Annotated in this window: 22 protein-coding genes and 1 riboswitch; of the genes, 15 read left to right on the top strand and 7 right to left on the bottom strand. The window is 43.6% G+C overall.

Annotated features, from left to right (window positions below):
- Positions 1-39: 39 nt before the first annotated feature.
- Positions 40-537, bottom strand: a complete 498-nt coding sequence (locus tag DESYODRAFT_RS06670; protein WP_007781039.1) for a hypothetical protein — start codon at positions 535-537, stop codon at positions 40-42.
- Positions 534-1,643 (bottom strand): ParM/StbA family protein, encoded by a 1,110-nt coding sequence (locus DESYODRAFT_RS06665; protein WP_007781037.1) that lies wholly within the window; start codon positions 1,641-1,643, stop codon positions 534-536. Before DESYODRAFT_RS06665 ends, DESYODRAFT_RS06670 begins: the two co-directional genes overlap by 4 nt.
- 211 nt (positions 1,644-1,854) lie before the next feature.
- Positions 1,855-2,032: riboswitch (cobalamin riboswitch) on the top strand.
- Positions 2,033-2,145: 113 nt separating this feature from the next.
- Between DESYODRAFT_RS06665 and cobT the strand changes: the two genes are divergently transcribed.
- From cobT to DESYODRAFT_RS06615, 11 genes are all read left to right on the top strand, one after another.
- Positions 2,146-3,225, top strand: coding sequence for a nicotinate-nucleotide--dimethylbenzimidazole phosphoribosyltransferase (gene cobT, locus DESYODRAFT_RS06660; RefSeq protein WP_042339418.1), 1,080 nt, complete (start codon positions 2,146-2,148; stop codon positions 3,223-3,225).
- 32 nt (positions 3,226-3,257) lie between these two features.
- Positions 3,258-3,893, top strand: a complete 636-nt coding sequence (gene cobU / locus DESYODRAFT_RS06655) for a bifunctional adenosylcobinamide kinase/adenosylcobinamide-phosphate guanylyltransferase (protein WP_007781033.1) — start codon at positions 3,258-3,260, stop codon at positions 3,891-3,893.
- Positions 3,893-4,627: an adenosylcobinamide-GDP ribazoletransferase gene (gene cobS, locus DESYODRAFT_RS06650; protein WP_042338295.1), complete on the top strand. Its 735-nt coding sequence runs from the start codon at positions 3,893-3,895 to the stop codon at positions 4,625-4,627. The genes cobU and cobS overlap by 1 nt, the downstream gene beginning before the upstream one ends.
- A 127-nt stretch (positions 4,628-4,754) precedes the next feature.
- Positions 4,755-4,895 carry a hypothetical protein gene (locus DESYODRAFT_RS27975; protein WP_157137122.1) on the top strand — a complete coding sequence of 47 codons (141 nt, stop codon included), beginning with the start codon at positions 4,755-4,757 and terminating at the stop codon, positions 4,893-4,895.
- Positions 4,896-5,132: 237 nt separating this feature from the next.
- Positions 5,133-6,761 (top strand): spore germination protein, encoded by a 1,629-nt coding sequence (locus DESYODRAFT_RS06645; protein WP_007781030.1) that lies wholly within the window; start codon positions 5,133-5,135, stop codon positions 6,759-6,761.
- 21 nt (positions 6,762-6,782) lie between these two features.
- On the top strand, positions 6,783-7,979 hold the full coding sequence (locus DESYODRAFT_RS06640; RefSeq protein ID WP_007781028.1) for a Ger(x)C family spore germination protein: 1,197 nt from the start codon (positions 6,783-6,785) through the stop codon (positions 7,977-7,979).
- 6 nt (positions 7,980-7,985) lie between these two features.
- A complete protein-coding gene (locus DESYODRAFT_RS06635; RefSeq protein ID WP_007781026.1) occupies positions 7,986-9,071 on the top strand; it encodes a GerAB/ArcD/ProY family transporter in 1,086 nt (361 codons plus the stop codon).
- Positions 9,072-9,108: 37 nt separating this feature from the next.
- Entirely contained in the window at positions 9,109-9,327 is a 219-nt protein-coding gene (locus DESYODRAFT_RS06630; protein WP_007781024.1) for a hypothetical protein, read from the top strand.
- 110 nt (positions 9,328-9,437) lie between these two features.
- Entirely contained in the window at positions 9,438-10,154 is a 717-nt protein-coding gene (locus tag DESYODRAFT_RS06625) for a putative ABC transporter permease (protein ID WP_007781022.1), read from the top strand.
- 44 nt (positions 10,155-10,198) lie between these two features.
- Positions 10,199-10,741, top strand: a complete 543-nt coding sequence (locus DESYODRAFT_RS06620) for an HD domain-containing protein (RefSeq protein WP_007781020.1) — start codon at positions 10,199-10,201, stop codon at positions 10,739-10,741.
- 63 nt (positions 10,742-10,804) lie between these two features.
- Positions 10,805-11,455: a TVP38/TMEM64 family protein gene (locus DESYODRAFT_RS06615; RefSeq protein ID WP_007781018.1), complete on the top strand. Its 651-nt coding sequence runs from the start codon at positions 10,805-10,807 to the stop codon at positions 11,453-11,455.
- Positions 11,456-11,481: 26 nt separating this feature from the next.
- Here the strand turns inward: DESYODRAFT_RS06615 and DESYODRAFT_RS06610 are convergent, their stop codons facing one another.
- Complete coding sequence (locus tag DESYODRAFT_RS06610; RefSeq protein WP_007781016.1) at positions 11,482-12,099, bottom strand: SGNH/GDSL hydrolase family protein; 618 nt, start codon at positions 12,097-12,099, stop codon at positions 11,482-11,484.
- A 138-nt stretch (positions 12,100-12,237) separates the two neighbouring features.
- On the opposite strand from DESYODRAFT_RS06610, the gene DESYODRAFT_RS06605 reads away from it, so the two are divergent.
- Together DESYODRAFT_RS06605 and DESYODRAFT_RS06600 are read left to right on the top strand one after the other, a co-directional pair.
- Positions 12,238-13,200 carry a cation diffusion facilitator family transporter gene (locus DESYODRAFT_RS06605; protein WP_007781013.1) on the top strand — a complete coding sequence of 321 codons (963 nt, stop codon included), beginning with the start codon at positions 12,238-12,240 and terminating at the stop codon, positions 13,198-13,200.
- 579 nt (positions 13,201-13,779) lie between these two features.
- Complete coding sequence (locus DESYODRAFT_RS06600) at positions 13,780-13,974, top strand: aspartyl-phosphate phosphatase Spo0E family protein (protein WP_007781010.1); 195 nt, start codon at positions 13,780-13,782, stop codon at positions 13,972-13,974.
- Positions 13,975-13,997: 23 nt separating this feature from the next.
- Here the strand turns inward: DESYODRAFT_RS06600 and DESYODRAFT_RS06595 are convergent, their stop codons facing one another.
- Both DESYODRAFT_RS06595 and DESYODRAFT_RS06590 read right to left on the bottom strand, forming a co-directional pair.
- Positions 13,998-15,281, bottom strand: a complete 1,284-nt coding sequence (locus DESYODRAFT_RS06595; RefSeq protein ID WP_007781007.1) for a [Fe-Fe] hydrogenase large subunit C-terminal domain-containing protein — start codon at positions 15,279-15,281, stop codon at positions 13,998-14,000.
- Between the two features lie 215 nt (positions 15,282-15,496).
- Positions 15,497-17,248, bottom strand: coding sequence for a cell wall-binding repeat-containing protein (locus DESYODRAFT_RS06590; protein ID WP_007781003.1), 1,752 nt, complete (start codon positions 17,246-17,248; stop codon positions 15,497-15,499).
- Between the two features lie 299 nt (positions 17,249-17,547).
- Here DESYODRAFT_RS06590 and DESYODRAFT_RS06585 point away from each other — a divergent pair, with 299 nt between their 5' ends.
- Complete coding sequence (locus DESYODRAFT_RS06585) at positions 17,548-18,624, top strand: DUF3231 family protein (protein WP_007781000.1); 1,077 nt, start codon at positions 17,548-17,550, stop codon at positions 18,622-18,624.
- A 149-nt stretch (positions 18,625-18,773) separates the two neighbouring features.
- A complete protein-coding gene (locus tag DESYODRAFT_RS06580) occupies positions 18,774-19,202 on the top strand; it encodes a hypothetical protein (protein ID WP_007780997.1) in 429 nt (142 codons plus the stop codon).
- Between the two features lie 455 nt (positions 19,203-19,657).
- Here the strand turns inward: DESYODRAFT_RS06580 and DESYODRAFT_RS06575 are convergent, their stop codons facing one another.
- Both DESYODRAFT_RS06575 and DESYODRAFT_RS06570 read right to left on the bottom strand, forming a co-directional pair.
- On the bottom strand, positions 19,658-20,053 hold the full coding sequence (locus DESYODRAFT_RS06575; protein ID WP_007780994.1) for a hypothetical protein: 396 nt from the start codon (positions 20,051-20,053) through the stop codon (positions 19,658-19,660).
- Positions 20,046-20,669: a GTP-binding protein gene (locus DESYODRAFT_RS06570; protein ID WP_007780991.1), complete on the bottom strand. Its 624-nt coding sequence runs from the start codon at positions 20,667-20,669 to the stop codon at positions 20,046-20,048. Before DESYODRAFT_RS06570 ends, DESYODRAFT_RS06575 begins: the two co-directional genes overlap by 8 nt.
- Positions 20,670-20,723 lie beyond the last annotated feature (54 nt).

Below are 20,723 nucleotides of genomic sequence, written 5' to 3'. Positions count from 1 at the left end.
CTGACCTTTTCTTCTGAGCACTGACTTCCAGACCGGCCTTCAGTATCCTGACCTTCCCGGTTTCTGATCTTCGTTTTGCCCCGCGCTTCCCGCCCTCCGGTTTAAAACCCTTAAAACCGCTTGATCATCTTCTGTTCCGATAATATGCTTCATTAAATAGTCAAAACCAGGGGGCCGGTTCCGGATTGGCAGTTCCGCTTCGTATTCAGGCACAAGCATAGATTTCTCATTGGCATATGGGATATCCGGCTGAGAAAACAAATCCTCTAAAGAAAACATCTCTATTTGTTTAACAGGATCTTCCGGAGCTTCATCAGCTTCAGCTTGAGCTCCACATTGAGCTTCGCCATTAGCATGATTGCCGTCATTTTGAATCTCCGGCAGGTCCCCCCTATCAGTTCCTAATAGCGCCTGTCTCAAGGTTTCTATAATAAAAGAACTTCTCTTCTCCGGTTCAATCCGTTGTAAGGCCAGCCAAAGATCTGCTTCAGCTTCATCTATATAGAGGGGAATAAACAAGGGCTGAGCGGTGATCATGCTGAAGGATTAGCTTTCTTAGTAATGTTATTGACCAGGGTTGCAGCCATAATCCGGAATCCCGTGGCATTACCAAACTGCGGATCATTAATCAGTGTCTTGTTTTCCATCTGAATATGCTCATAAACCATTTCCCCTACTTTTCCGGCGACAAGAACTGTGTGCAATTTGCCCAGCATCGGTTTCAGAGCCTTCTTCACTTCCCGGGTGATGTCCGTCCCCAACTGCTTAAGCATGCTTTGCATAATCGGATTAAGATTAATCGTGCCATTATTCCAAGGATATAATCCTCCATTGACTCTGAAAATCTTATCCAGTTCTTTGTCATCCGTTTCAATGGGATTGGCGTGGTTACCGGTTAATTCTTTGAGCTTTTCAGCAACCCCTATATACGCCCACTTTAACCCTTTTTCAATACTAAACGAATTCGGCGGGTCGAGCATAACACCATCATAGAACGTGGCAATATCTGTCGTCCGGAAGCCCGGATCGATAACCACGACATACCCGCCAAATAATTTGGGATTTGTGGGTATTCCATATTCATTGAGGGTTTCTTTAATAAAGACACCATAACTTTGCGGGAGCACACGTGAACGAAGTATGTTAAGCTGGCGGGTCATTCCTGCCATGGGACCTGAACGAAACACAACTGAAAACGATCCCTTTAACTCTGATTCATACTTGTCCTTTAAACTGGCATAATATTTAACCGGAACACCTGTGCCAAGATAGACATTTGCCTTTAGGTTTTGCTGAGCGAGAGCCAGGGCAACCACCAGTAAAGCGGTAGCCTCTTCATCAGAGGATTTGTCTTCATCCCAGCAATAATGAGCTTCATTGGGATTTAAGCTTTCAGCCAAACTGCCCATAAAATAATGCTTCTCCACACCTGTGGCATTATCTTTGACAATAACGTCTAAGGATGCTATCTGTGTTTCTATGTCGGATCCTTTATCAAGCAAGACATTTCCTAAGGTAGAGAAAATTCGTTCATTCCCCTTACAAATCACTGCGGGAAATAAGATCTTTGTATCCCCTGTGTCCAGTTTTATCGCTCCGAATCCCGGATCTGCCCCGGCTACGAGGATATCGCTTTCTAACACACTTGTTCCCCCTATTCACTCGTCAATATTGGCTGTTAAACTCGTCAGCTTAAAACTAAATCGAACTTCGAAGAAAATTGGATACATACTGCTAATACCTACCATTATATACGAAGGAAACACGCTTGTAAAAATGTTGTTGCAAACTATTCTCTTAAAATTCCCTCAAATATTCCTTGAGATTCAAAAAAAGGTGTGCTATGCTTAGTAAAAAAATATTTCCATTTTAGGTGCCCTTTTGAGGGAGAATAGGGAAGTTCGGCTAAGACCGACGCGGACCCGCCACTGTATACGAGGAGTTTCGTCATCACTGGTTTTCTATACCGGGAAGGTGACGAGTTAAGCAATGATTCGTTAGCCAGGAGACCTGCCTAAAATGTTAACGTCTTTCCATAGTATGGAGAGCGGCGGTGATGACGGTAAAGTCCCGACCACAGTTATTTTTGTGGTCGGGACTTTTCTATTCTTTAAATTACGATATTATATAAGAGGAGGAACCAGCATGGAAAACTTAACGGAAGAGCAACTCTATACTCGACTGCAAAAACTCACAGCGGCCATTTTAGATCTCGACGGGGAAGCAATGGCTCAGATCCAGGTGCGCTTAGATTCTCTCACAAAACCTCAGGGAAGCCTGGGCCAATTAGAACAGCTGGCCAAGCAGCTTGGCGGCATTCAACGAACTTCCGGTCCTAAAATTCTCAAGAAAGCTGTCCTGACAATGGCCGGAGATCATGGGGTAGTCGAAGAAGGAATAAGTGCTTTTCCCCAGGAAGTAACCCCTCAGATGGCCTATAATATCATGAATGGCGGCGCTGCCATCAATGTTCTCGCCCGCCAGGCCAATGCCGAGGTTATTTTAACCGATGTGGGCATTGCCTTTCCCGTAGAAGGCAGCCTTATCAATAAACGGGTTGCCAATGGAACTCAAAACATGACTAAAGGTCCGGCAATGACCCGCCGGCAAGCTTTGCAGGCTCTTCTGGCAGGGGCGGAGGTCGCTGAAGAAAAAATCCGCGAAGGCTATAATCTCTTTGCCACAGGAGAACTGGGGATTGGCAATACCACTCCGAGCTCAGCTATTGTCTCAATTTTGACGAATTCCGCCGTTGAAGATGTGGTTGGCCGCGGAACCGGCATTGATGACGCCGGAGTCATCAGAAAACGCCGCGCCATAGAAAAAGCAATTGAAGTCAATCAACCCGATAAAACGGACGCCCTCGACGTCCTCTCCAAAGTAGGGGGCTTAGAAATCGCAGCCATCGCCGGTTCAATCCTCCAGGCTGCCGCCAGCCATGTTCCGATTATTATTGATGGGTTTATCTCAACAGCCGGCGCACTGATCGCGGCAAAGCTTGCTCCTAAAAGCATGGCCTATATGATTCCTTCCCATGGTTCCGTCGAAATAGGTCATCGCAAAGCTTTAGCAGGCTTGGGTCTTGATCCAATCCTTAATCTTGATATGAGACTTGGGGAAGGAACAGGCGCTGCCATCACCTTTTACATCGTTGAATCCGCGCTTCATATTCTTGAGGAAATGGCTACCTTCGCTGATGCCGGAGTCACCGAAAAAACCGTATAATTCACACTACACTTAGGGAGTCGATGAACGTAATGTCTCAATTCACACTCATTACCGGCGGTGCCCGCAGCGGCAAAAGCACTTTTGCCGAACTTCTTGCCGCTCAGGCCAAACGTCCAGTCATTTACATTGCTACCGCTCAAATATGGGATGCCGAAATGGCTATACGTGTAAAAAAGCACCAGGAACAACGACCTTCCACTTGGCGGCTCATCGAGGAACCCTTGAACATCCATGCTACCTTAACTCAGCTTAAAGACGAGGAGGCCGTGATCCTCCTTGATTGTGTCACACTCTGGCTTACAAATATGCTGCTGGCCGGACAGGCTGATCAATCTGCTCAACCCGGTCAAGAGGCACCCTCTGAATCTCAAACCTCCTCTCATCTATACAAACATATAGAACCACAAATTTTGGCTAACGTTCAAGAGGTTGCTCAACTTGCCCAAGAGATCAAACCTAAAGTAATCTTTGTCACCAACGAAGTAGGACAAGGAATCGTCCCGGAAAACCCTATGGCCCGGGTTTACCGGGATTTGGCCGGACGAAGCAATCAGATCCTGGCCCGCAAGGCTGAGCAAGTTTATCTGGTCGCAGCCGGATACCCCATAGAACTTAAACCCTCCGGCGAGAAGCTGCTTGCTTCTCTGCTCAAGGGCGATCTATGATGCGTGGATTTCTGATTGCCCTTACCTTTTTCACACGGATTCCTCTGCCAATCCCCAAAGATGTTACTGCGGAGGAATTTACCCGAAGTTACCGGTTTTACCCTCTCGTAGGTCTGGTCATAGGTCTGCTTCTCTGGCTGCTGGCCCAAGCCTTAGTACCTTATTATCCCCCCTTAGTTCTGGGCGCTCTCCTGCTGGCAGCTGAGTTAATCCTCACCGGCGGAATCCATCTCGATGGGTTTATGGATAGTATGGATGGTTTACTATCCGCCCGCAGCCCGGAAAGAATCTTGGAAATCATGAAGGACAGCCGGGTTGGCGCCCATGCCTCCATGGCTCTCGTCGGCTTACTGCTTCTGAAATTCGCCTTTCTGGCCAGCCTGACTCCCTCCGCCTTTGCCGTCCTCATCGTGATGCCTATGCTCTCACGCTGGGTCTTTCAAATCGGGGTTATCCGGTTCCCCTACGCCCGCTCTCAAGGGCTGGGCAAAGGATTTCATGAGTCATCCGGCTGGATTCCGTTTCTTCTCAGCGGAGGATTAATAGGCGGAATTTCCTATTTCCTTCTCGGCTTAGGCGGACCGCTTGCCCTGGGAGTAACTGCTCTGCTAATAACCTTCATGGCCTCCAAAATATCCAAGCTTTTAGGAGGCTTAACAGGAGATCTATACGGAGCCTTTATCGAACTTGCCGAAGTTATCTGCCTGTTAGCGGTTTTTCCTTTTCTGTCCTGACATCACAGCTAATCCCGCTATTTAGTTATCACAGCCCTACCTTCGTCCAAATAATCATTTTAAAAAACACCCCAAAAACATTCAAAGAATCTGTAGACCTCAAAGTCAGGCAGCTTCTCCCACAGGAGTGAACTCATCGCATGGAGAGGCGATAAAAGCCCACAAGCCGGTGCGGGGAAACGGAGCCACGGGTTCACATCAGGTACTACCCGGAGGTTTGGCGAAGTCCCGCACCGGCGAGTGGGCGAGCCTCGGAGTGCTGAGTTAACGGATGTGGGAGAAGCTGCCCGACCCGAGCGACCTATTTTCAGTAGTGCCGCACAACGGCATAGAACTCTGATAGTATAAAAAAGCGTATGGCTATGAACCATGTTCATAACCCTACGCTTTTTCGAACTTTCACTGACATTTCACTTAGGACAATTATCCCCGGACATAAATCATAAATAACTTCCGGCTTCATTGGTCATATTAACAAGAAGGTGCCATGAAAGGGAGGGGGGTTATGCTTCGTTACATATTCAGCAAGTTAAAATATCTGAAGTTACTAAATCAAAGCTATGCCGCCGGCCGACAAAACCAAGCCGCTTCTGACGATTCCCAAAACCATCCAAAAACTCTCTCGCCAAGTCTCAATACAAACCTGGAAATTTTCAAAGGACTTTTAGGCGATAACTATGATCTTGTCATTCGAAACTTCACTTTAGGAGAGCACGGACAGGAACATGATGCTGCACTGATTTATCTTAACGGGATGACGGATCTGACGACAATTAATGAAAGTATCCTTAAGCCTTTATTGTTAAAGCCGCCTCCTAATACCAATAAGGCTGATTCAACTCAAAGGTTTATAGAACTAGTTACAGCAACCATGCTCTCGGTAGGAGAAGTTGGCAAATCCACTTCTATCCAGGAAATTATTAATCGATATCTTTCCGGGGAAACGATTTTGTTGGTCGATGGCTGTGAAGAAGCTTTAATAATTATGACTGCCGACTGGAAGGCCCGAAGCGTCACTGAACCTAGAACTGAATCCGTCGTCCGAGGACCTCGCGAGGGCTTCGTCGAAAGTTTACTGACTAACACAACCTTAATAAGACGAAAAATCAAAAGTCCGGATTTAGTCTTAGAGTCCATGAAAATCGGTGAGCGTACCATGACAAATATTTGTATTGCCTATATCAAAGGTATCGCTAACCCTTTACTCATTGAAGAAATCAAGCGCAGGCTAAAAGACATCAAAACCGACTCAATCCTCGAGTCAGGTATGATAGAACAATATATTGAGGATGCACCTCTTTCCATATTTTCAACAGTAGCCAATACGGAAAAACCTGATAAGGCTGCTGCCAAAATCCTTGAAGGACGGGCAGCTATTCTGGTTGACGGTACTCCCTTTGTGCTCACAGTCCCCATGCTATTTATCGAAAGCTTCCAGAGTTCGGAAGATTATTATTCCCGCCCTTACTTCGTAAGCATAATTCGAGTGTTCCGCTATATTGCCTATGCTATAAGTATCCTTGCCCCTGCTACCTATGTAGCCTTAACGACGTATCATCAGGAACTGATACCGACCGCCTTGTTGTTCAGCATGTCTGCAGCTCAGGAAGGAGTACCTTTTCCCGTGCTGCTGGAAGCACTGGGAATGGGGATTATATTTGAGATCCTGCGGGAGGCCGGCGTAAGATTACCCAGACCTGTCGGTCAAGCCGTAAGCATCGTAGGAGCCTTGGTCGTTGGACAATCCGCCGTATCGGCAGGGCTGATCGGAGCACCAATGGTTATTGTCGTGGCCCTGACAGCCATAGCTAGTTTCGTAACTCCTGCGCAAACAGATTCAGGAGGTATCTTGCGAATTATCTTTACGCTCCTGGCCGGCTTTTCCGGCGGTTTTGGCATCATGATCGGTCTAATCGGTGTTTTCATACATCTGGCATCTTTAAGATCCTTTGGAACACCCTATCTATCCCCTTTGGCTCCGCTTACTGTGTCTGACTTAAAAGATACCTTTATCAGGGCGCCGCTCTGGGCCATGATAACACGACCAAGAACCATCGGGTGGCGTGATCCTCAACGTGAGGAGTTTCGGTTAAAACCCGGACCTCCCTCCAAAGAAGATACCCCGCCAAAATAAAGTAAAGATAGGGATTATTTAATGAAGTATTTCAACAAGATAGCCGTCACACTTCTAACCTTTATCATTCTTACCTTAGGCACCACAGGATGTTGGAATCGCCGCGAACTGCCAAGCTTGGCGATCGTCTTGGGTGTTGGCATAGATAAGTCCGAAAACACGGATAAAAAACAAATAGAAGTGACTGCGCAAATCATAAAAACCTCCGAGCTGAAAACGAGTGCTCCCGAAGATAGCAGCACTGGGGAAAGCGGCAGTACCGGTGCCTATTCGAATGTCAGAAACAGAGGAGAGACCATGTTTGCAACCATCAGAGATTTTACCCATAAAGTTAGCCGCAAGTTATATTTTCCTCATAATCAAGTTATTATCTTTGGCCGTTCGTTAGCCGAACAAGGGATTCGCAGTTACCTTGATTTCTTTTTTCGGGATCAGGAAACCCGCTTTGAGGTCTTGATCTTAGTCGCTGATGATAAGGCAAGGGATGTATTTGATGTCAGACCAAGGCTTGAGAAAGTTCCTGCTATGGAAATTGCCGAACTAATGGACGCCCAAGCCGCTAACTCTATGACCAGCGTTGTCAGGCTAAATCAGCTTGGTAATCGCTTAATGAGTGAGACAACCGCTCCGATTGCACCTATCATTGAAATTCTCGGAAAAGGTGAAGAAAAGGAAATATCAGTGAAAGGTACGGCCGTTTTTAAACAAGATAAATTGATCGGGCAAATGAACAAAGAAGAAACCCGCGGCTTGTTATGGGCTATTGATGAGATAAAGAGCGGAATTATTGATGTCTATTGTCCAGAAATGAAAAATTTTGTGAGTTTAGAAATCATTCGCGCCCAAAGCAAAATCTCCGCAGAAATCATTGATGATAAACCCTGCTTTAAAATTGAAGTTAAGGAAGAAGGAAATATTGCGAGTCAATGCGGCATGAAGAATTTGACAGCTCCTAACCCCGTCTCAGAGTTAGAAAGGCTGAAATCTGAGGTTATCGAAGCCGAAATCAAATCTGCTTTAAGTAAGGCTCAGAAACTTAACGCTGATATTTTTGGGTTTGGAGATGTGCTGCATCGAAACTATCCTAAGGAGTGGCAAGAGTTGAAAAAAAGCTGGGATGAAATCTTTCCTGATCTTGAAGTAGAGGTTGTCGCCGAGGCTAAATTACGGCGATCAGGCTCCATCGGACGACCAGTAGCACCAGCAAAGGAGCAATAACCTTTCATGAAACTTGAAAAAGGCGAAATATCGAGTTCTCAATTGATGTTTTTAATTGGAGCTTTTATCCAGGGGGGACTCTTGTCCGTATCCTATGCCTATCCCATTTCCAAACAGGATACCTGGTTGGCCGAGGCAGCTGCCTTAATCATTGGCTTACTATTTGCTCTCGTTTATATTGCGCTTGCTAATAAATTTCCGGGCAAAACCTTAATTCAGATCCATGATCTTATTTACGGGCCCTATCTTGGCAAGCTGGTTTCCCTGCAATATCTCTGGTTATTTGTAACAGCTTTATCCGCATACCTTTGGTTTATCGGGGATTTTATTCTAACCTATATGATGCCTGAAACTCCCATGCTCCTAATCATGATCATGTTTACCTTCGTCTGTGCCTGGGCGGTACGCGAAGGGATCGAGGTTATCGCCAGAATGAGTATCGGGAGTGTCTTCATGACATCCTTTATTCTCATTTTAACATTTATGCTCTTATTGAAAGATATGGACTTTAATAATTTCTTACCGATTCTTGAAGTTCCGCTCGGCGAATTGATTCAAAGTACTCACATTATACTGCACGTTTCATTCAGTGAAGTTATCATTTTTATGATGATCATTCCGTTTATCAACAAACCGAACCAAACCAAAAAATCCGTCCTCCTGGGAATAATTATAGGAGGGCTTGGACTAATAATTGGTACAACCCGAAATATAGCAGCTCTGGGACCCCTTAGTACCGTTGTTTCTTCTCCTTCTTTAGAAGCAGTACGCTTGATCAACATTGGAAAAATTATCAGCCGCCTGGAAGTTCTCGTGGCTATGGCCCAAATTCTGCTGCTATTTATTATTTCTAGTGTTTATTATTATGCTATCGTGTTAAGTATAGCTCAGATTACAAAGCTGCGTTCCTACAAACCGCTGGTTTTGCCGATTGGTATGCTTACCATGGCCTTAGCCTTTATATCCTTCGAATCTAAAATACAATTAAACTACACTATGAGGTATATTACTCCCGTCTTCACTATGTGGTTTTACTATGTCATTCCTCTGATATCCTTACTCGTCGCTAAACTACGCAAATTGCCAAAGTAAACTCGATTACTTAAACTCTAACCGGAGGAACAAAGCAATGATATTTTTATTAGTGTGTGCTTTTATTGGAGTCATCCTCTTTGAAGTTCCAAGCTTGATCAGAAATAAACACTGGCGTGAATTAATCGTATTCTCTATTTTCTTATCTATGGCTTTCCTAATGTCTCTCTTACCAGCTATAGGTGTGAAACTCCCCAGTCCTGCTAAAGGAATCGATTATCTCATAGAGGATATCTTGCATTTAAATTATCAGTGAAACACCCGCACGTTTCCGATCGACTCCATTTATATACTTTGATACGAATTTAAGCTAAATTATAGTATAATGGGTATACCGTGCGAATATTTGAAAAAGCTTAAGAAAGGGTGACTATACTGACAAACTTTATTCTCACTTTTTCTATTTACGCTTTTGCCGGCTGGGTCATGGAAGCCATATACCGTTCATGCCTCCAACGCAGAATGGTCAACCCAGGGTTTCTCTCCGGCCCCTTCCTGCCGATTTATGGACTCTTCGCGACCTTGGTAATTTGGTCTTCGGGACTGATAGGTAACCTCACTTGGCCATGGCTGTTTATCTGGTTTGTCTTTTTAAGTACCTTGCTGGAATATGCAGCGGGTTGGTTTTTCGAACGTTTTTTTCACTTACAACTTTGGGACTATCATTCCATTCCCTTTAATCTTCATGGGCGGATCTCTCTTCCCTTCAGCTTGCTCTGGGGAGTTCTGGGGCTTATATTCTATCTCATCATACACCCGGTTGTTCAAATTCAACTATACCAGATTCCCACGACGGTTCGTTCTATTTCAGCGCTCATCTTAACTGGATACGTTATTGGGGATCTTATTCACTCCAGCCTCTTACTTCACCGCTTGGAACGCTTTATATCCGTATTCCAAGAGCGTTATGAACGCTTAGAATTTCCTTCGTTCCATTCAGAATGTTCTCCCTTTTATCGCCTCCTGCATACTTATCCGAAAATGCGCCATACTGTCACAGAAAAAATGGCCTTACTTCATAATAAGCTAGAGGCACTGGAACACTTTTTAAATCAGCAGCGTAAAAAATTCTATAATTCCTAAGACACGGATAACTTCCGCTCACTGGACTAGGAAGGTGAAACAGATTGAATTTGCCCAAACATGTGGAGGAGATCTTAAATCATGAAGAATATCAACAATTAGCCTTATATACGCATCATCGCCCCTTTACCACTCTGGAACACTCTCTCCGGGTCGCCCAAATAGCCTATAACTGGTCGGTACGCCTCGAAAAAAAGGTTCATTTGGATACTCAAGCGGTCACTAGGGGGGCCCTCCTCCACGACTTTTTCCTCTATGATTGGCATAAGCTTCGTCCGGACGGGTCTCGTTGGCATGGTTTTCGCCATCCGCGTATTGCCTGCCAAAATGCGGAACGCTGTTTTGACCTAAGTGAAAAGGAAAAAGACATTATTCTAAGCCATATGTGGCCGCTAACCCTCCGCTTGCCCCGAAGCCGGGAGGCCTTTCTGGTTATGGTTGCCGATAAGATGGCCTCAATCCAGGAGTTTCGGTTTAAATTCAAACGCCATCTTCCGCCTTCTGAGAGATATACATCACTTCACCTTTCAGAACATGGAAAACTTGTTCAATTAAAAACGAAAGATACAAAACCCTACCAGCACTAGTAGCCCGTTACTAAAGAACGGCATGCGTTTTCAAGCATGCCGTTTATTAAGGAAGGTGACCCGTTGTCCAAAAAATATTTTTCAGTCTTTACGTTAGCTTTCTCCCTAACCGTTGTTATCTTGCTTTATCCCAAACTTCAAAATCCCACTGATTTGCAAGCTTTAGTCACCCAGTGGGGATGGATCAGTATCTTTGTTGACCTGTTTATAATAGCCCTTTTGGCACTTTTTCCCGTAGTACCCTTTGCTTTAATGGCCGGAGTTAATACCCTTGCTTTCGGTTGGGTTGGTGGTTTTCTGCTTTCTCTGGCAGGAAGTTTACTAGGTGCCTCTTTAGGTTTTGGGCTATCTCGTACTCTGGGACAAGATTGGGCTCAGCCCAAGATCGGGAAATTAGGAAAATGGGGTACTCTTATTGAAGGAAATAGCTTTTCTATTATCCTGATCTCAAGGTTTATTCCGATTCTTCCCTCCGCAGCCGTTAATTATGCCGCTGGTTTATCCCTGATCTCCTTCCCGATGTTTTTACTCGCCTCCTTGATCGGCAAGATCCCCATGATTCTTTGGGAATCTTGGATAGGGCACGACTTTTGGCAGCTCGCTGAAAATCCAAGCCGCTTTTTGCTGGCCTTAATGATTGGGGCTCTCCTTTTTGGCTCAGCAAGTCTCTATTGCTATTACTCAGTAAAACGTTTCAGGGATTCTTCACTATGATTCGCCCCAGATCCCTTTTAAAACCTCTAGTATCGAGCGAATGCCTTTGCTATCATCTGATACCCGGCAGCATTGGGATGGGCATAATCCTTGCTGATAAACCACACTTCTTTGCCTTTTATCTCACGATCTAAATTGACAACGACAAATCCGTAACGTCTTGCCCAGAGGGTAATCATGGCATTGGCATTGTCGATAATGGCCTGAACCTGCGGATAGTAATGGGCATAGGGCCCCGCCGGCAAGGGATTATAAATTGTAGCTACTTTAACGATGGCTCCTGGATTTAAAAACCTAATCTCTTGTCCGATTTCCATTAGAGTTTTTATCATGCTTCTCTGGATGATGGGTAACTGAGATAGTCTAAAGGGTTGATTAGGATTGCCAATAAGACGAAGCAAATCATTAGAGCCGATTGTAAGAGTAATTAAGCAAGCTTGAGCTACAGACTTTCGAAGGCTGGGATTTGACGTTAATTGATTAAGCAAACCTCTTGTTGTTAAGCCGTTTACACCTAAATTAAGCAAGCATAAATCCGGATTATGCCGTCTGAGAAAGCTGGCATATATAGTCGGAAAGGAAAAAGGGCTTGCTACACCATATCCTGCAGTTATTGAATCCCCTAAAGCCAGATATAACTTCAATATTAATCACCGCTTTCAAATGCATCAATGAGATTATTATAAGGTATGTTTACATATTCTTCTCTGACACGCCCTGAAGAATAAACCCTCAGGATTTATGAGAAGATAATCGAAAAGCATTTGAATGGTGTGAATTAGATGAATAAGACATTGGAGCTCATTAAAAAAGGGAATGCCTCATCCTTTTACGCAGTACTGGGTAATATCTTCCTGGTCATTTTCAAAGGAATTGCTGCTTTCTTAAGTGGCAGCGGTGCTATGTTTGCTGAAGCAATGCACTCAGGTGCGGATGCCGTCAACCAGCTATTTGTTTTTATAGGCAGCATTCTGTCCGAACGAAAACCAACTTCTCGTTTTCCATCCGGCTTCGGTCGCCTGATCAATGTATTCTGCATGGGCGCTGTGATTGTCATAACCCTCATGGCCTATGAAACGATTCTGGAGGGAATTCAGTTAATCCGTCATCCGGTATCCATCGGGAATCTATGGCTTATCTTTTTCAGTTTAGGTGCCTCTATGGCTATTGACGGATATGTTTTGCTCAAGGCTATGCGCGAGATTGTCAAAGAAACCCGGGCTGAAGGAAAGGGGTTAAACTTAATCTGGATTGCTCTGAGAAATGTAAACCGGGCCTCTCCGGCCACCCGTCTCGTCTTTTACGAAGACCTGGTTGCCACCTCCGGGGCAATTCTGGCCCTTGGCGCAATCTTGGCAACACGCTTCACTCCAATCAAAGTATTCGATGGTATTGCCACCATTATCATCGGAATTCTGATGGGCGGTGTAGCCTTTCGAGTGGGATATGACAACATGGTCGGACTCATCGGCGTATCCGCTCCCAAGGAAGTTGAAGACAAAGTATCACAAATCATCTTATCCATGCCTGAAGTTACAGATATCAATAAAATGCGCATTCTTCAAGAAGGACGGTTTTATCATGTTGAAAGCTACATTGAACTGCGTCCAGGCCTGACCTTGGCTCAGGCTGACAGCATTAAATTAAAGATTCGGGATCAGTTATTGGCCTCTAAAGATGTCACAGATGTCACTTTAGGGATTATTGAGGATAACGGGGTTCGGGATTGGCCAAAAATCGGATAGGTTTTGACCGGTCATGGTGTCGGCACTATAAAGAGTATCTAATGGGTCTGCTTTTTTCATGGTAGCCCTCCATGCCGCTGCCGCGGCACCATCAGAGGATGAAAACGGGGTCGCTCGGGTCGGGCAGCTTCGCCCACATCCGTGCAAGATTAGTTAATTCGTGCGAAGACAGTGTCTTCGTGTACCGCAGCATTCCGAGGCTCCCCCACTCGCCGGTGCGGGAGCTACCTTCAGCGGATAAGTATTCTTTGGAGATAGCCGCTTCGGCGAAACTGTCCACCGGACACTTTCGTGCCAAACCTCAGGGTAGTACCTGATGTGAACCCGTGGCTCCGTGTCCCCGCACCGTCTTGTGGGCTTTTACTGCCTCTCCATGCAATGGGTTCGCTTCTGTGGACGAAGCTTGCCCTGCTTGCGGGTCTGGGGATTCTTCTGCATGTTTTTAGGGTCTTTTTCTGAGCAAATGAATTCATATCCTTTAAGTGCGAATTAAATCCGATTATTTATATCCGAATTGAGATCTGAATCACACTTTCGATCCCTAATATTTGCTATTCTAAACATAGGAGGGGAGGAAAGGTGAAGGATTATAACAACGATTTAAAAACCCTACTTGTGACTATAGAAGATTTACGGGAAGAATTACACCGCTTCGTGGGACAAGGGAGAAGTATTCTAGATCCCCTCGTCCTTAAACTAAGCCAGAATCTTGATGAAGAACTCAATAAGTATTATAGATTGACGAACGAACAGAAGAGGGCGTCTAACTTTTGAGAATCTGGTATTGAATAGGATGACTAGCCGGCGGTAAAATCCCGCTGAAAAATGGCGGCAGATTCTCCTTCAAGCAAGCTGTTGACATCCTTTATATCGAGGCGGTTAAGCAGTTCTAAAATATACGGGTTATTTAAGGGGGTATGAGCCTCCGCAGAAAGACCGTAAGCGTTGACATGTATGGTCCCTAATTCAGATTTGAGAAGAGCTTTAGGCCCGCCGACACACCCGCCGGCACAACCCATTCCCTCATAAAAATTGGCCTTGATATCTCCGCTGTTGATTGAACGCAGGAGTTCTTTACACTCCTGAATCCCATCGGCTTGAACTGCTTTGATCCGTATAGGCTTGTCCGGTCTAAGTTGATCCAAGGTATCTGAAATAGCTTTCGTAACACCGCCGGTTCGGGCATAAATGCGTCCGCCGGCTGAAGAATGCCCGCTGGGGATATCCTCCATATCCGCCGGGTTAATACCGGTCGCCTCAAAGATTTGTTTAACTTCTTCAAAGGTTAACACGGCATCGACTGCGTCCCGGATATCCTTTTCTTTAGCCTCCGCCTTCTTGGCTATACAAGGGCCCACAAAAACAACTTTCGCTTCCGGATGAAGCCGCTTTATTCCCCGCCCGCAGGCAACCATGGGTGATACGGAAGGCAGGATGTGAGGGGTTAATTTATGATAAACTCTTTTTACCATGCCTACCCAGATGGGACAGCAGCAACTTGTTAAAACAAAATCTTCCTCAGTATGAACGGCATGATCAAATTCAAGGGCTTCTTTGAGACTTAGGATATCAGCAAATAAGGCCACCTCCACCATTCCATAAAAACCCAGGTGTTTGAAAGCGGCTCGCAGCTGACCCATTGTGACCTGATCACCAAACTGCCCAACAATCGCCGGCGCAACAATAGCATAAACCGCAACTTCTTTTTTCTTAAGAAGATCAATTAACGGAATAAATTCTTTCTTATCGATCAGTGAATTATAGGAACAAGTATCGATACACTGCCCACAATGAGTACAATTCCGATCCTGGATCACTACCTTTCCTTCCATATCCCGTATAATAGCATCAAATAGGCACGCCGCTTCACAATTATGATCTTCCTCCGGGCATGTCCCTTCACAGCCATTAATTTGAAAAACTACTTTTTCCTGATCACCATTTCCCATAGCATAGTAAATATATTCCTTGGTTGTTTCATTTCCGCCGGCTTCAATCTCTTTGATTTCCTGCTCAAGAGTTCCGTTATAAGATGCTTTGACTAACCGGCTGAAAATCTCATTATAGGTCATTTGACTCATCCAATATTCCCCCATGTATCATCTGGTTATACCGCTGCTTATTGTTATAGTATGTCCGGCATAACCCTAGAAAAACGTGAACTCACTATAAAGACCTGAGCGAAACCATAATTCTCAAAATTCAAAATGAGTACAGGTATTTAGACGAACGTGGGCTGTGCAGAAAACTATCAACAAGTTTCTGCACAGCCCCTTACTTTTTATCTGGAAAGCTTCTAAACTTCTACTTTTTGATAAATCCAAAAGTTTAAAGTATTTTCTTCGACTAAACTACGAATTAAAAGATAATGCTTTAGACTATTTTTAAATTTAAAATCCAGGAAAGGGTAGGCAACCGTTGCGTCCTGCCCGGGAGGAACATAACTAATGGGTAAGCTGTGAGCATGCCTTTCAACAATTTCCAAATTCCCAAGCAGCACCGCATTATAGAGGGTTGAAGAGACCTGGCAGATTCCTCCTCCAAGCCCTGGGGTAAAGACATCTCCTTCAATGATCAGAGCCTCTTTGTAACCTGCCTCAGCAGTTCGTTCTCCCACAACGGCATTGAAGGAGAATCGTTCTCCTGGTGCCAATAGCTTTCCATCGATCGCTTTTGCCGAAATTCGTATGTTTTCCGTACGGTTTACCTGGGATGAATCAAAGTGAGTGGAGTATTTTGAGATTAGAATAGGTTCCGGTTCTTTGACAGTAAGATTCAGTTTGATTAGTTTGCCGTATCCTTCTACCAGACCATCATAAACACTCAGCCCTGTGTTGTTGGTATCGACAGCTATGGGATTCCATCTCACAGGCACCTCAATCCTATCGCTATTGTAAAGATTAGCTTGAACAGTTGCAGGTAACAAATAATTTTCCTTTTGTATAACCGTAATATTGAGATCGTCTATCCCATAAATGCTGGTTTCATTCACAGCTCCCACAATCAAGTCACTGGTGATTTTCATTATCTCATCTGTTACAACTCCACTTCCTCCGAATGAAACTATGCCGGGACTTATAATGTTTGCGTAAAGTTTCCCAAAGTATCTGGCCACGGATTTAGGCAAGGTCGGGACGGAAGGGTCTATAAAGATAATGGGGTCTCCATTTTTGGCTGCCACTGTACTGCCTGCCAAAGCATCGGCAAAGTCGTAACCTGTCGCTAAATAAACCGTCAATGGCTTTGGAGCAAAGGTTTCTGCAATAATAATATTCGTATCAAACTGAGATTCTCCCATCAAGCGTTCGACACTAGCCTCTGGCAGGAGGGTCGTTATTTCGGACAATACATTATTTGATATTACGCCTGCTCCCCCAGTGATATATACTTTCGACGGCTTCCTGTCCAGCAAAAAGTTTTTTATGTCTTGAGGAAGTGCATCGTAAGAAGATAACAGAATCGGCCAGCCTTTATTGGCGGCAAAACTTGAGATACTTAAGGCATCCGGATATTGTTCTCCCGAGGATATCACGACTGTAGATACAGTTGTGTCTTTAAGTGCTCTGGCGACCTTATGGGATGTATCATACCTGTCCAGGCCTGCAACCCTAACCACATTTTTGAATCCAAGATCACTTAGTTTAATCTCGAATTCCGTGCCTATGATTCCCGTACCGCCAATGATGTAAACCGTTCCCGCTGGATCAAGATGTTGAAAGACATAATCAAACGCATCCTTAGAGCCGTCAACCGTAGAATCAACTAATAGTATAGGGGCTTCCTTTTCATGGGCCAGGACACTTGCCGATAAAGCATCTGCAAATTGATTTCCAGTTGCAAGGATTACGTTCTCAACCTGTCCGTTGCCATAATACTCTGAGATAACTTTGGCCGTCTCAAATCTTGTCAGTCCAAAAAGCCTGTTCCTGGTAATTTGCTGTGGCGTAGTAACTGAGCTTGAATTATCTGTAGTATTAGCCAAAGCGGGTGTTCCGACCAAAAAGGCGCAACATAAGATTAAGATTAATGCAATTATCTTGTTGTTCATCAAATACTACACTCCTTCAATTTCTGTCTTGTTAATTATCTCATGTTGAAGAAGTAAAGTATGTCGAAAAGAGCCTCAGACCAACATAATTTTTAATCACAAAAATGTCTTAATCAAACGAATAGCTAGCATATTTTTTATATACCTTCAAATATTTTGAAATTTAGATTCTAATTCCCATATTTTATCAAAATTTTAACTATTATTTTGAATTTAATTCTAAACGAATTCAATAAATAGGAATATTTGTAATCGACAAAGGAGATATTAGATTAGATTATTTAATAAGGAGTATTACAATGAATAATTTAGATCAGAGAAACAACGGTATGACTGCTGAGCAAGTCCCTTTGGGGTATATACAACATAATTTGACCGATATTAAGCCGATGGCTTCTGAAATCGCGCACCTTTGGTCAAGTTATTTGGCAGAAAATATGTCAGTATGTATGCTTAAGTATATGGTTTCTAAATCAAACGATATTGATATTCACAACGTTTTGCAACTGGCTTTAGATATCTCAAGTAAACGCGTAAGATCAATGAAGGATATTTATAATTCAATACACAATCCAATCCCGGATGGTTTTAGCGAAAAGGATGTCAAAGTTGATGTTAAAGGGCTTTTCTCTGACTCGTTTTCTTTAACATATACAAGATTAATGACCAAGTTTATCATGCAATACTACTGTATATCATTAAGTGAATCCGCCCGGACAGATTTTCGAGACTTTTTTTCGGAAGCGATAAACACGTCTCAAGAGGTCATGGTAAGAGCTACTGATGTACTTTTAGCTAAAGGTCTTTTGAATAAGTCGCCTTGCATCGAAATTCCGGATAAAGTCTCATATGTCCATGAGAAAAATTATTACGGCTCTTTTTTTAGAGGAAGTGACAGACCTCTTAACGTTATAGAGGTTGACAACATCTACTATATTATGGAACTGAAAATAGCCATGAAAACTCTAAAGTCAGGTTTTAGTCAAGTTGTCGAGTCGGAGAAACTGAGAAACTATTTAATTCAGGGACTAAACATCGCTGATAATCAATTAAAAATTCTTGGTACCTTTTTGGAGAAAGAGAATTTACCTATTCCAGAAGACACCAATTACCAAGTCACTAAATCCCAAGAATCTCCGTTCAGTGACAAGTTAATGATGTTTCATGTAACTGTTACTATGGCTTATGTTTTAACCGCTTATGGTTATTCTTTGACGAATACGTCCAGAAAAGATTTAGTTACATCTCTCAGCCGTCTCATAGCGGAAATCCTTGACTATTGCAAAGACGGCATGGACTTGATGATAGAGAATGGCTGGCTGGAACGAGTACCAGAAGCCACCAATCGTGAAAAATTGCAATCTCCGATTCACTAAAGCAATAATTAACGCCAGTCGGAAACTTAACCTATAATGTTCTTGATTAACTCATCATCTAAACGCCAAGAGATTAATGAACTTAACACAAAGCTATAAACTATTTTAAAGGTTGTATAGGCCATACTCACATTAAGGAGGTAAGCCATTTGAAAGATAGAGTTTTCGCAGGATTTATCGGAGGAATATTTGGGGCAATAATAATGAATTTGATTGACTGGTCTTTATATCTAATTGGCTATCATCAAGAAAGACTATTCGATTGGGCTTGCGTAGTATTACTCGGCAGAACAAGTACCGGAACAGGTGAATTAATCTTTGCCCAATTAGGTCAGATCTTTTTCTCAGGATTTATTGGCATTCTCTTTAATATAATAATACGAAACGATAATTTAATATTTTTCAAAGGTTGGGTTTTCAGCATACTCGTATGGTTTTTCTTATATGGAGTAGCCATTGGATTTAGGTTGCCTCACTTGGAAGACCGTACTTTTATAGCCGGCCTGTCTCATTTTCTCTCTGCTTCTTCTTTTGGTCTGGTACTGGCATATTATCGAAATAGAACCCTTCATGTATAGTATCAAGCAATAAACAGTACCTGGATACTCGATTAAACGTCTATCTTCCACTCTGTAGTTTCATACTAAAATCACGTATGAAAAATTAGATGTTAATTGGTATAAGAGCCAGTAGCGATTTATCACTTTGCTGTAAACATGTAATAAGTTATTGGCAACTCAGTATCAAACGTAAATTTAAACAAAAAACCTTAATCATTAGGACGGGACTGCTGCAAAATGAGTTTGCTCAAGTTTTTTAGGATAAGGTAATAAAAAGGCCCGAGAGGCGTTAAAAACGTCCTCTCGGGCTGATTTTTTGTGCATATTATTTTCCGAAAGCGGTTTTGCTACAGCCCCGTTTTAGTTTTTGATACAATTCTAATCTCTTTAATATTATCCTGTCCAAACATCTACAGTCACTTTACTAACCTCTTTTTGTTCGGAATATCAAACGGAGCGATTCTCAGTTGGCTCTAAGGTATCAAATTCAGGCAATTAAGACATGCTCTGAGCCTCTCTTGGGCTGCCTCCCTCAAAGCTGCTTTTGACGAGCCAAAAATAATGGCTGTCACGCTCAGGACAGCCTTATCAGCAGACCATTCACTCCACCCCTCGGAGCGTTTAATATTGATGCTCCTGCCTGTAGATGACAACCATAAATTCTCCCGACCTTCAAGGAAGACTTTAATATGTCCAACAAAATATGCATTATCCTTTGCCCAATCCCTGATCTCTTCAACCCAGCGAGTGAGGGATTGTTGAATCGTTTCCGACTTTACTTTTTCTGAAAAAATCAAACTAAGGCTTTCTGAAAAAATTGCCGGGTCAGGATGCTTTGTTAAGCACCCGAGGGAATTCTGTTCACTCACTATCAGTCACCGCCGTACGCCAGATTTGCGGATCAACTTTATCATGCGCGGATATTGCATAAAAACGTGCCGAAGAATTTATGATTCTTATACTTTCTTCGACTTCGCTCATTTGCTCAGGTTCCAAACAATCGATTTTGTTCAAGAGAACGATGTTCGCTTCAGCGATTTGCTCTTCTATCAGCCCCGGCATGATCGTTATAAGATCATCCCAGCGCTCTGCATCAGTCACAACAATCGTTTTCAGATTATCGATACCCTTCCCGAATTTAGTGATCGTTTCTGCGATTCTGCTTGGGACGGCCATCCCTGTTGTCTCAATGATCACCCATTCCGGCGACAACTCCTCCTGAATTTCATTGAGACAGACTGTAAGCTCAGCGTTTAGGGTGCAGCAGATACACCCGGCAAAAAGTTCCCGAACACTTAGCCCTTCAGCTTTAAGGATTTTATCATCAATACCCGCTTCCCCAACTTCATTTTCGATAATAACCAGGGACGGTTTCCCACTATCCTGCCGGCTTGCAGAAACTTCTTCCGCAAGATATCTCGCGACCTGCAAGATGACTGAAGTTTTGCCGGAACCTAAGAATCCGCCAAACAGTAAAACCTTCATTACGTTTAACTCCTTACGAACAACTAAAATAACCCTTGGATTTTACATAAGACT

Origin of the sequence: Desulfosporosinus youngiae DSM 17734 (assembly GCF_000244895.1) — a bacterium.
GTDB lineage: Bacteria > Bacillota > Desulfitobacteriia > Desulfitobacteriales > Desulfitobacteriaceae > Desulfosporosinus > Desulfosporosinus youngiae.
Note: the sequence above shows the minus strand (reverse complement) of the source record. Positions and strands in the feature narration are given on the sequence as shown.

Coding starts and splice junctions, on each gene's coding strand:
- DESYODRAFT_RS06670 (WP_007781039.1), bottom strand. CDS start 537: ATGATCACCGCTCAGCCCTTGTTTATTCCCCTCTATATAGATGAAGCT.
- cobT (WP_042339418.1), top strand. CDS start 2,146: ATGGAAAACTTAACGGAAGAGCAACTCTATACTCGACTGCAAAAACTC.
- cobU (WP_007781033.1), top strand. CDS start 3,258: ATGTCTCAATTCACACTCATTACCGGCGGTGCCCGCAGCGGCAAAAGC.
- cobS (WP_042338295.1), top strand. CDS start 3,893: ATGCGTGGATTTCTGATTGCCCTTACCTTTTTCACACGGATTCCTCTG.
- DESYODRAFT_RS06645 (WP_007781030.1), top strand. CDS start 5,133: ATGCTTCGTTACATATTCAGCAAGTTAAAATATCTGAAGTTACTAAAT.
- DESYODRAFT_RS06640 (WP_007781028.1), top strand. CDS start 6,783: ATGAAGTATTTCAACAAGATAGCCGTCACACTTCTAACCTTTATCATT.
- DESYODRAFT_RS06635 (WP_007781026.1), top strand. CDS start 7,986: ATGAAACTTGAAAAAGGCGAAATATCGAGTTCTCAATTGATGTTTTTA.
- DESYODRAFT_RS06630 (WP_007781024.1), top strand. CDS start 9,109: ATGATATTTTTATTAGTGTGTGCTTTTATTGGAGTCATCCTCTTTGAA.
- DESYODRAFT_RS06605 (WP_007781013.1), top strand. CDS start 12,238: ATGAATAAGACATTGGAGCTCATTAAAAAAGGGAATGCCTCATCCTTT.
- DESYODRAFT_RS06595 (WP_007781007.1), bottom strand. CDS start 15,281: ATGAGTCAAATGACCTATAATGAGATTTTCAGCCGGTTAGTCAAAGCA.
- DESYODRAFT_RS06590 (WP_007781003.1), bottom strand. CDS start 17,248: ATGAACAACAAGATAATTGCATTAATCTTAATCTTATGTTGCGCCTTT.
- DESYODRAFT_RS06585 (WP_007781000.1), top strand. CDS start 17,548: ATGAATAATTTAGATCAGAGAAACAACGGTATGACTGCTGAGCAAGTC.
- DESYODRAFT_RS06570 (WP_007780991.1), bottom strand. CDS start 20,669: ATGAAGGTTTTACTGTTTGGCGGATTCTTAGGTTCCGGCAAAACTTCA.